The organism is Candidatus Binataceae bacterium, assembly GCA_036495685.1.
GTDB lineage: Bacteria > Desulfobacterota > Binatia > Binatales > Binataceae > JAFAHS01.
Window position 1 is genome coordinate 1 of the sequence record DASXMJ010000097.1, and the last position, 9,627, is coordinate 9,627.

The 9,627-nt window shown below is 58.4% G+C and carries 11 protein-coding genes; 1 reads left to right on the plus strand and 10 read right to left on the minus strand.

Going from position 1 to position 9,627, the window contains the following annotated elements; all coding sequences use genetic code 11:
• On the minus strand, positions 1 to 267 hold a 267-nt coding region (locus VGI36_10365; protein ID HEY2485544.1), incomplete at its 3' end, for a GYD domain-containing protein.
• A gap of 627 nt (positions 268 to 894) precedes the next feature.
• Here VGI36_10365 and VGI36_10370 point away from each other — a divergent pair.
• Complete coding sequence (locus VGI36_10370) at positions 895 to 1,917, plus strand: integrase core domain-containing protein (GenBank protein HEY2485545.1); 1,023 nt, start codon at positions 895 to 897, stop codon at positions 1,915 to 1,917.
• Between the two features lie 397 nt (positions 1,918 to 2,314).
• Here the strand turns inward: VGI36_10370 and VGI36_10375 are convergent, their stop codons facing one another.
• From VGI36_10375 to VGI36_10415, 9 genes are all read right to left on the minus strand, one after another.
• A complete protein-coding gene (locus VGI36_10375) occupies positions 2,315 to 3,325 on the minus strand; it encodes a DUF1646 family protein (GenBank protein ID HEY2485546.1) in 1,011 nt (336 codons plus the stop codon).
• Between the two features lie 54 nt (positions 3,326 to 3,379).
• A complete protein-coding gene (locus VGI36_10380) occupies positions 3,380 to 3,718 on the minus strand; it encodes a P-II family nitrogen regulator (protein HEY2485547.1) in 339 nt (112 codons plus the stop codon).
• Between the two features lie 38 nt (positions 3,719 to 3,756).
• Positions 3,757 to 3,921: a hypothetical protein gene (locus VGI36_10385; GenBank protein ID HEY2485548.1), complete on the minus strand. Its 165-nt coding sequence runs from the start codon at positions 3,919 to 3,921 to the stop codon at positions 3,757 to 3,759.
• Positions 3,918 to 4,415, minus strand: a complete 498-nt coding sequence (locus VGI36_10390; GenBank protein HEY2485549.1) for a hypothetical protein — start codon at positions 4,413 to 4,415, stop codon at positions 3,918 to 3,920. Before VGI36_10390 ends, VGI36_10385 begins: the two co-directional genes overlap by 4 nt.
• 127 nt (positions 4,416 to 4,542) lie before the next feature.
• On the minus strand, positions 4,543 to 6,249 hold the full coding sequence (locus VGI36_10395; protein ID HEY2485550.1) for an ammonium transporter: 1,707 nt from the start codon (positions 6,247 to 6,249) through the stop codon (positions 4,543 to 4,545).
• 9 nt (positions 6,250 to 6,258) lie between these two features.
• Complete coding sequence (locus VGI36_10400) at positions 6,259 to 6,438, minus strand: hypothetical protein (GenBank protein ID HEY2485551.1); 180 nt, start codon at positions 6,436 to 6,438, stop codon at positions 6,259 to 6,261.
• 74 nt (positions 6,439 to 6,512) lie between these two features.
• Positions 6,513 to 6,701, minus strand: a complete 189-nt coding sequence (locus VGI36_10405) for a hypothetical protein (GenBank protein HEY2485552.1) — start codon at positions 6,699 to 6,701, stop codon at positions 6,513 to 6,515.
• Positions 6,702 to 7,140: 439 nt separating this feature from the next.
• Positions 7,141 to 7,767, minus strand: coding sequence for a response regulator transcription factor (locus VGI36_10410; protein HEY2485553.1), 627 nt, complete (start codon positions 7,765 to 7,767; stop codon positions 7,141 to 7,143).
• Positions 7,764 to 8,816, minus strand: coding sequence for a histidine kinase (locus VGI36_10415; protein ID HEY2485554.1), 1,053 nt, complete (start codon positions 8,814 to 8,816; stop codon positions 7,764 to 7,766). The genes VGI36_10410 and VGI36_10415 overlap by 4 nt, the downstream gene beginning before the upstream one ends.
• Positions 8,817 to 9,627 lie beyond the last annotated feature (811 nt).

Sequence of the window (9,627 nt, forward strand, 5' to 3'; positions counted from 1 at the left end):
GAGCTGAGCGACCGGTATTGCAGGTAGCGTGGTGATCTTGACCGTGCCGCGCGAGGATAAATCGACCGACATATGAGCGACGGTCTCGTTATCCGGCGCGTCCACAATTGTCACAAAATCGTAACCGCCAAGGACCGCGTATTGGGTGACGACCTTGCAGCCGAACTCCGCGATCTCCTTGTTCACCGCATCGAGCCGCTCGGGATCCTTATGCAGAGTCTGGCTGCCCTCGGGAGTCAACGAACTGAGCAGGATGTAGGTCGGCATTGTTTCTACCTCCTGAGCTCTGAAGTTTCACTTACTAAGAGCCTCCCGCTCGTCCCTTGTTAAATCAAGTCAATTGCCTTTCCACGAAGTTTTGGACGCTCGAGAAGGTCCCTGCTGAAATCTGATCTGACCGAGAATTGGGACAATGTGGAAACCCCGAGCGACCAGCCGCGATGAGCCGACGCGAGCGCGACCGATGTTGTTCTTGGCCTGAGCCCGTTTAGGTCCTAATTGTCAGGGTCCATAAGGTCCGACCTTAAAGAGCTTCGATACCGCACAGTCTATACGGTCCTTTACTTGACCCGCAGGTATATCTGGCCTTACCCCATGGAAGTATCCCACCGATAGGTTAGTGTCTGCCGGGAATGAGATGCAAATTCGCGCAAGGAGTGTTCACGAAAGACCAATCTTTGAGCCTTCCAAGCAGGCGAACGATTTCTGCAAGATTGCGCCGTGGACGGAATTTGCAGCCCGAGGACGATGCAATGATCAAATTGTATGGAACCGCGAGGTCGCGCGCGGCACGGAGCCTGTGGGCGCTGGAGGAAGTCGGGCAGTGACTACTGAAAATCAAAAAGTAGCGAAAAGTTCTAGAGATTCCGCTCGGCGGCCCGTAATGTCGCCGGCATGCTCGCATTCATCACGACATTATTCTCCTGGCTCGCTTGGCGGTTTCGCAACCGCGCGGAACTGGAACTCGAGCTCATCGCGCTCCGGCACCAGGTGGTGGTCCTGTATCGCCGACACTTCGGCCGCGTGCGGTTGTGCTCCATCGATCGGATGCTCTGGGTCTGGCTCTACCGGGTGTGGCCACGTTGCCTCGAAGCAATGGTGCTGGTGAAGCCGGCTACCGTCGTCCACTGGCACCGGCAAGGTTTTCGACTCTACTGGCGTTGGCGCTCACGGTCTGGACGAAGACCAATGGCTCGCGAAACTCGCAAATTGATCCGCCAGATGTGCCGTGCCAACCCGCTCTGGGGTGCACCCCGCATCCACGGTGAGTTGCTGAAGCTCGGCATCAAAATCAGTCAGGCGACCGTCGCCAAGTACATGCTGCATCGACCGCACTCCCCATCGCCGACCTGGCCTAGTTTCTTGTCCAACCACGCATTGGGCATCACTGCCATCGACTTGTTCATCGTGCCTTCGGCGACCTTCCGGCTGCTGTTCGTAATGCTCATACTGGTCCACGACCGCCGGAAGATTGTCCGCTTCGATGTCACTCAGCATCCGACTGCAGGCTGGCTGTCGCGTCAGGTGACCGAAGCATTCCCGTGGGACACCGCGCCTCGCTTTCTGCTGCGCGATCGCGATGCCTCGTACGGCGCGCTGTTCAGGCGACGGGTCGAGGCGATGGACATCACCGAGATCATCACTGCGCCGCGCTCACCCTGGCAGAATCCATACATCGAGAGGGTCATCGGCTCGATCCCGCGGGAGTGTCTCGACTACCTCGTCGTCTTCAACGAGCGCCATCTTCGCCGTGTGCTCTCGTCCTATATCGACTATTACCACCGCACCCGGACCCGTCTATCGCTCGACAAGGATTGTCCGCACTCGCGTTCTATCCAGCCGCCGACGAGCGGCCGAGTCATCGCCATCCCGCAAGTCGGCGGGTTGCACCATCGCTACCAGCGCCTCGCGGCCTGACGATATCAACTACTGCTTCCTATTGGTGGCGCTCCTCCCGGTACCGCATCGGGTGCGGATCCGAAGACTGCAGGAAACTAAATCTTGACTGCGCGACGGTCGTTTACAATTCCACGTCCGGCGCGGCTCGGTTCATCGCCGCCGGTCAGCCCCCGTCTTCTCCAGCCGTTCCAATTTTCGTTCGGATGAGATTTTTACCAAGGACAGGACTAAGCACCGGATTTCCTTGGTATTTTAGGAACTAATCTCTTGGGTTGGAGGAATATTGAAAGAATCTCCACCAACTTTGCGAACGCAGGTGCCGAAGGATTCTTGGCATCGTCCAGGCCTTAGAACCGACCTCGTCGAAAGGAAGCTCGTTGTCATGTTACAGCACAAGAACCTTGGGGGATCAGCATCAGGCGATCCATTGAATAACAACGAAGCAGAAGGCCATTAGTGGCAGGCCCGCAAGCAGGCCAACCCGAGCCCATTCGCGGCTCGAAATGCCGAGGCGGTTAGCGGCCACGATGTTTGGGATATTGCCGGGAATCAGCATGCCGCCGCTGATAAGTAGCCCCATCAGTACCGCGCGCTGCTGAGCGGGCGCGAGCGAGGGACCGATTTCGGCGGCGGTGAGCGTGGCGTTATCGACAATCGCGGAAACCGAATTGATCCAGAAGAGACCCCATTGCGGCATGCGGGTAATGTACTCGTCGACCAGCGGGCGCAGGCCCCACGAGAGGCCGACTAGTCCCATCACAAAGATATAGACCTTCGCCGCCCGCAGGATGATCTCGTCCCAACCCTCGGTATGCACATCCGCCTTAAGCGAATGACCGTGCTTTGCAGGCAGAAACAGGCTCACCACGCCAACAATCACAATGCCGGCTACGACGAGTGGCCCGAGCAATCGCGCGAGATACCAGAAGTCGGTCTGGAGCGCCGCGATCGCGATGGTGCCTAAGGGCTCGCCCACCGGGGTCAGCGCAGCTCCCAGGCCGATAGAGAAGCACGCCAGCACCACGGCCGCGATTTCGCTCCAGCGATCGAGCTTGAGGAGCGCGATCGCCTCTACCAAAACCAGCGCCGCGATGACGGCGGTTATGACGCTGGAAAGGAGACCGAGAACAATGATCAAGCCGAAGTATATCCAGCGCGGGGCCACGACCTTCACGAGGCGTGCCACGACGCGGTCGAGCGATGGGCGGATCAGCCGCGCGACTACGCCAAAGATGAGAACCGCGATGGTAAGGGCAACGGGCTCGGTAAGAGCCTTGTACAGCAGTCCCCCTCCCCACTGACCGGTGAGCCCGGAAGCAAAAGCACCGGCCGCGAGGAAAAAAATCTCAATGTTGTGTTCGATGGGCTTGACCAGTACTGGACCGAGCAGAACGGTAAGCAGGAGTAGAGTCAGGCCAAAAATCATCGCCGGGCGGACCGGTAAGTCGAGCAGCTATTATGCCCGCGGAACCGCGAGAGGTCAGACAGCGTCGTTGCCGTGCTCCTGGGTGCGGATGCGAATCACGTCATCGAGTGTGGTGATGAAGATCTTGCCATCGCCGATCTTGCCGGTGTGCGCTTTGAGCATAATTGCGTCTGCAGCCGCGGCTGCCATCTCGTCCTTCACCACCAGGTCGATCTTGAGCTTGGGCAGGAAGTCGACGACATATTCGGAACCTCGGTACATTTCGGTGTGGCCTTTCTGGCGGCCGAAACCCTTCACCTCGTATACCGTTAATCCGGTAATCCCGATGCTCTGTAGCTCCTGCTTTACGGCGTCGAGCGTGAAAGGTTTGATAATCGCTTCGATCTTTTTCATCTTGCTCCCTGAGCGAGAAATTAGTCACCGCGCACTCATTAAGTCGGCGCGCGCCAGATGAGCCACCCGACCGCAAGCGCGACACCGGCAGCTGCCGGGATCGGCGGCGCTCCGACCAGAAAAATCGCGCTCAGGACTCCGATCACGCCGGCGGCGATGGTTACAGCCATGTAGCGGGGTCGCGACAAAGCGTTCGGCTTCATTTGGTGCGCCTCCCCTTTCCTCGGAACAGCCGCAGGAAATCTGGGCGCCAAGCGCGGCCCACGTTTCGTCGCCGCTCTGCTTCGAGCAGATCGCGCGCGATCTTTCGTTCCGCGGAGGTCGGCGCAAAATCGAGGGCCAGCTGCAGCTCTTCAAGCGCCCTGGTGGGAACGCCGACCCGCTGAAACATCTCCGCCATGCGCAGATGCCCCCAAAAGTTGGCGGGCTCCAGATCGACAGCAGCTCGCAGCGCCTGTTCGGCTTCGGGAATTTCCAGTCCCTTGGTGAGCGCGATGCCGAGGGCAAGCTGCGCGTAGAACGACTTAGGGTCGAGTTCCACGCTCTGGCGCAGCAAGCCAACCGCTTTTTCGATGTGGTTACGTTCGAGTTCCTCGACTCCGCGAACCATCAGTGCGTTCGCATCGCGAACGATCGGCGTTGGGCGTTTGCCATCCATAACCGGGGCATTAACCGCACCACCCGATTGTACAGCCATCTCCATCGAGATTCCTATTTGTAGAAGATGCTCTTGCCCGGCTTAATGAACATCCAGCCGACGAAAATCGCGAACATTACGACCGCGAAAATGATCTGCCCTGCCATGATTCTTTCTCCTGGCCGCCTTAGTCCGCCGCCACTTCGACTGAGCGACCGGTGCCGGCCGTGACCAGTTGGAACTCGGGATAGCCGAGCGCACCCATTTCGGGCAGGTCGAGGCCCTCGAGCTCGGTTGCCGCCCCCACACGCTGACCCACCACGATGTCGACGATCCAGTTGAGGACGTATGACAGGGTGAAGATGACGCCGATCAAGGTCGCGCACCCGATGAGCTGGGCCACCAGTTGGCTCGGATCACCATAGAACAGCCCCCTGACCGAACCGTTGACCCCGTTCCAGCTGCCGCCGTAGTTGCTGGTTCCATCGGCGAAGAGACCCACTGAAATGACACCCCAAAGACCACAGGTTCCGTGGACCGAGATAGCGCCCACCGGATCGTCGACCGCCAGGACGCGCTCGATAAACTCAACGCTGAGACACACGATCATGCCAGCAGCGAAGCCGATGATTGCGGCCCCCACGGTGTTGACGAAGCCGCTGGGAGCGGTGATTGCGACCAGGCCCGCTAGGAGTCCGTTACCCGCCATTGAGGCGTCGGGTTTGCCATACCTGATCCACATGTAGAGCAACGATGCTATCGAACCGGTGCAGCCTGCGAGCATCGTGTTGACCGCGATCGTGCCTATTCGCAGATCACCGTTGGCCGATGCACCCAAGGTGCTGCCGGGATTGAACCCGAACCACCCGAAGGCCAGGATGAAGCAGCCGATCAGGACCATCGTCATGTCGTGGCCAGGCATTGGGTTCGGCTTGCCATTCTTGTTGTATTTCCCGATTCGGGGTCCGATGATCATCGACACGGCCAAAGCGCTCATGCCGCCTACCGCATGAACCACTCCGGAGCCGGCGAAATCACAGTAGCCATGACCGAGCCCATAGTTCGCTCCAAGCGCCGAGGTCCATCCTCCGCCCCACGCCCAGTTCGCGTAGAGCGGATATGTGATCGCGGCAAGAGCCATGCTGGAGATTGCGAACGCAGCAAACTTCCACCTTTCCGCTGCTGCACCAGTAACGATCGTCGCAGCCGTGTCCATGAAGACCATCTGGAAGAGGAACATCACCATTATGCCGACATCGTAGCTGGCGCCGCTCAGGAAAAATCCCCTTTGACCGAACAGTCCCCAGGTCTTTCCGCCCAGGAAGTTGAAACTGAACTCGGAATTGAGAGGAGTGAGTCCGCCCAAAGTGCTAACTGGTGCACATCCACCCTGTTGCAAAGCGAAGCCCATCACCCAGTACGCAAACAGGCCAAACCCATACACCATGAAATTCATCATGAACGTGTGGTTGGCGTTCTTGGCGCGGCACAATCCGGTTTCGACCGCCGCAAACCCGGCCTGCATGAACATGACCAGATAGCCGGTCACGAGCGTCCATACGAAGTTGACCGCAATTCGATTCTGGCCGACCTGATTGACGACATCCGCGATCGTAAGACCTGCTTTGGAGTCGCTGACGGGAACGTCATTGACAGTTCCGGTCAGAGTGCCGCCCGGGTCGCCCTTCGCTAAGTCGGCTGCAGATGGGCCACTGATGCCTTTGATATCGGCGTTCGTGATGGGCACCGGCGGTGCTGCAGGCGAGGCTGCCGCTGCGGGAGACGCCGTCTGTGCAAGCACGATCGAGGTTGGTATCAGCCATCCGATGACCAATAGTACGGCAGTCAAGGCAATGAGCCGATGCCGCGCGCGGTTGATTCGTGTCAGTATCATGGCGTCCTCTTACATCTTCCAGATCGCGTTTTTGAGATGGGCACCGTTGACGATCTTCAGCGCGCCAAACGCGGCGACCAGAAATCCGGCCACCGCAACCAGCAGTTGCGCGTATACTCCCGGAACCTCCACACTCAAGACGGCTATGAACCAGCCGACCAAACATACGATCAGTCCCACAATTCTCATTCCCTCTCTCCCTCTGATTCGTCAGTCGCCTTAGCTGCGTCGCTGCTGCAGGGTGCCCATCATACGTATGCCGCCTATTCTTTCTTCCCCGGTTCGAGATGTTCCAGCGGTTTGATTTTCACAAACCAAGCCGCGGATGCGATCAGGCAGGCCAGTCCCGCGATGGCGAAGAGTGGCCCTAACGCGAAGAGGCCGGCCGGCAGAAACGTAAGGCCGAGTAGAAAGAGAAACAGCGACCAACCCTGTTGACTGTTTGCGCCCATCGGGCAAAGTTCCTCCGTTGTCTTGGTCATCCAGCCAAATGCCCAGCCGGCCCTCTTGTCCGCTTGGCAGGTGTGCTTCGCGCAGTCCGTCGCGAGCTTAGCCGAGCCAACTCGGCACGGAGCCGAAGTCTCAAACGCAACCCACATGCCACCCGTGTGACTGACTATTAGGTCCGACCTCTGAAACGAGCAGCAAAACTGATGAAGTAGAATCTCTCCACCTCCAGTTTTAGACCGCGGATGCCACCAACCGAGTCGACTACCACTTCACTTCGCGATCGGAGCAAGTGTGCTGCCTATCTGAGCGTCTGGTGCCCAGCCGATGCGCAGTAGCGACATGTCGCGGTCTCAACCGACCGTATGAAACGGACAAAATAGCGATACCTATGGAGTATAAGGGTGAGCTAACTGACTTAGTGCTATTGCTAGGAACGAAAGACTAATCGTGCTTGACAGCCAAGCCGCGACGAAGGGCATACAGCGCGAGTCCCAGACGATCCCGTAGCTCGAGTTTCTTGAATATGTTGTTGAGATGAGTCTTGACGGTTGTTTCACTGATAGAGAGCCGACTAGCGATCTCCACGTTCCGAAGTCCAACGGCGACGCAATGAACGATCTCCAATTCGCGGCCGGTGAGCTGCTTAGTGCCGGAGGCCCCCCACTGAGAGGCGATTTCGGCCTGCAAGTCGGGAGGCATCCAGACCAACCCGGAAGCGACAGCGCGAATCGCCTCGAGCAGGGTCTGCACAGCGAAGCGTTTCTGCACCACTGCGCGGGCGCCAAGCCGCATCGCCGCAATCGCATTTTCCACGCTTTCGCTTGCGGTCAGGACAACTACTTTGGTGAGCGGCGCCAGGTCACCGATGTCGCTCAATGCCCAGCGTTCCATCTGTAGATCGAGCAACAGAACGTCGCATAACGTTTTGTCGAGAACCGCCTTCACAGCGCTCGCCTTGTCTACCTCGCCGACTACCTGCATGTCCTTCTGGCGCCGAAGAAGGGACTTCAAGCCCCCGCGGAACAGCGTGTGGTCATCGGCGAGTACCAATCGGATTGGGGAATTCATGTTCGTGAAGGCAACTCGATCTCGAGATGCGCCCCGGCGGAGGTTCCCGGTCGAATAGCCAAGCGACCGCCGAATTCGGCCACCCGGGAGGCGATAGTCCATGGCGAAGTATTGAAGTCGGTGAAGCCGACACCGTCATCGTCAATGGCGATGCGAATCGTCTCGCCGGCTTGTTCGACCTTGATCCGCGCGAAGCGAGCATGCGCGTGTCTCTGGGTGTTCCGGATTCCTTCCAAAAGGATCTGAATGATATGCTCCACGACAGGACCGCGCCCCACAAAAGCGGTTTCGACCCGGAACTCGGTCGCCGCATCCAAGGGCGGGACCGGGACAAGACCGCGATCAGCCCGCGCCAGAGATCGAAGGAATTTTCGGACCTCGTCGTACTCGAAGGCTACGCAGGTCTGTATTTCTGTGATTTCTCCGAGGGCCTCGGACGATTGATTGCTGGTGAGCATATCCCGGCAAGTCTCGAGGCGAAGATTGATTCCTGCAAGTGCCTGCAGGAATCCGTCGTGGAGCGATCGCGCGATAGTCTGCCGTTCAGTCTCAGCCTCGAGGTCGCGCAAGCGGAATTCGAACTCGTCGCGCTTACGCCCGAAGAAGTCGATCAAATATCCCGCGATCCCGAGGTAGACCGCCCTCATCAAGAGCTGGTTAGAAATTGCGGTTTCGGAAAAAAACAGCGCAAGCAGGTAGAGAAAGACCGACACCGCGGTGACGATGACGCGCAAGCTGAACTCGGCCCAGGATCCAGTCGCGATGATCGCGAAAAGGAACATCGCAAACGCAGGACTCGTCGGACCCTCGGTGAAGAAGGCAAGGATCGCGGCGAAGACAATATCGAGCGCGGCAGTAGCCCCCAGAAAACGCCTCGTTACAGGACTGCGACGAGCGAGGAGATACGCCGCCGCGCCGTAGACCAGATGAGCCGCCAGTGTGACTAGCATGGAACGAGCGATCCCAAAGAGTCCCCCTGTTGCCGGATCGACATAAATGGAGAGCAGGACCAGCAGGCATACCACGATCCGAGCGCGCGCGATTGTCAATGCCTGGGTCTCGAAGTCAGACGTTGATGGGCCTCTATTTGGTTTGCGCTCGATGCCGACGAGCATTTTCGTCGCTCCCCGCAAAGCACTGTCTAGTGATTGAGACGAATTGCGCAACTGTCGTGCCGCCAATTCATCGAAACGTCCCCGATCCATCCTTGGTTGGAGTCAAATCGGTCCAAAGGACTAGGTCAGACGCCCCAACCCGGTAGGATCCTTCGGGCCACAAGTCAGCTTGCAATTTTTGGAACAATACACACTGAAAACACGCCGTACCGAATAAAGAGGAGGCAATGAGTTACTCTCTCCGATGTCTGCGGCTGGCGCCTGCTGCTGACCGGAAGAGCAGTGCTGCCGCGTCAGGCATGCCGAGTGCTGGCTGTCCTGGCGTTCGCACGTAAAAGGATGAACTCGGGAAAGCATGGATCCACCCGCCCGGTGCCAGCTGCCTCAGAGGCCGGGCGAGATCTCCGGCAATCCCGTCAGTGCTGGCCCTCCAACTCTTGCGGCTCCTTCGGTTACCGCATCGGGCAAGCGTGCAGCCCGCTGGCGCATCTTCTGAGAGAGGTGCCCGATCCGCAATTCATCGATCGGATCGGTCTTCGTGTGTGTGGCGAAATACTGATTCTGGCAGGATGCGACGTTGAAGTGCAGACTTGTGAAACGTTCCCACACGGTTAAGGTTCGTCTCGATGAGATTGCTGTTCAGCTTGATCGCCCACTTGCTGGTGACCTTCGCTCGCCTTGCCAGGCTGGGCGGTCTTGGCACGGTCGCAGCCGAATCATTGGCGGTCAAACACCAGTTGCTCAT

Bases quoted from the DNA above. Each gene is read 5' to 3' on its own strand.
- VGI36_10370 (HEY2485545.1), top strand. From the start codon at position 895: ATGCTCGCATTCATCACGACATTATTCTCCTGGCTCGCTTGGCGGTTT.
- VGI36_10375 (HEY2485546.1), bottom strand. From the start codon at position 3,325: ATGATTTTTGGCCTGACTCTACTCCTGCTTACCGTTCTGCTCGGTCCA.
- VGI36_10380 (HEY2485547.1), bottom strand. From the start codon at position 3,718: ATGAAAAAGATCGAAGCGATTATCAAACCTTTCACGCTCGACGCCGTA.
- VGI36_10385 (HEY2485548.1), bottom strand. From the start codon at position 3,921: ATGAAGCCGAACGCTTTGTCGCGACCCCGCTACATGGCTGTAACCATC.
- VGI36_10390 (HEY2485549.1), bottom strand. From the start codon at position 4,415: ATGGCTGTACAATCGGGTGGTGCGGTTAATGCCCCGGTTATGGATGGC.
- VGI36_10395 (HEY2485550.1), bottom strand. From the start codon at position 6,249: ATGATACTGACACGAATCAACCGCGCGCGGCATCGGCTCATTGCCTTG.
- VGI36_10400 (HEY2485551.1), bottom strand. From the start codon at position 6,438: ATGAGAATTGTGGGACTGATCGTATGTTTGGTCGGCTGGTTCATAGCC.
- VGI36_10405 (HEY2485552.1), bottom strand. From the start codon at position 6,701: ATGGGCGCAAACAGTCAACAGGGTTGGTCGCTGTTTCTCTTTCTACTC.
- VGI36_10410 (HEY2485553.1), bottom strand. From the start codon at position 7,767: ATGAATTCCCCAATCCGATTGGTACTCGCCGATGACCACACGCTGTTC.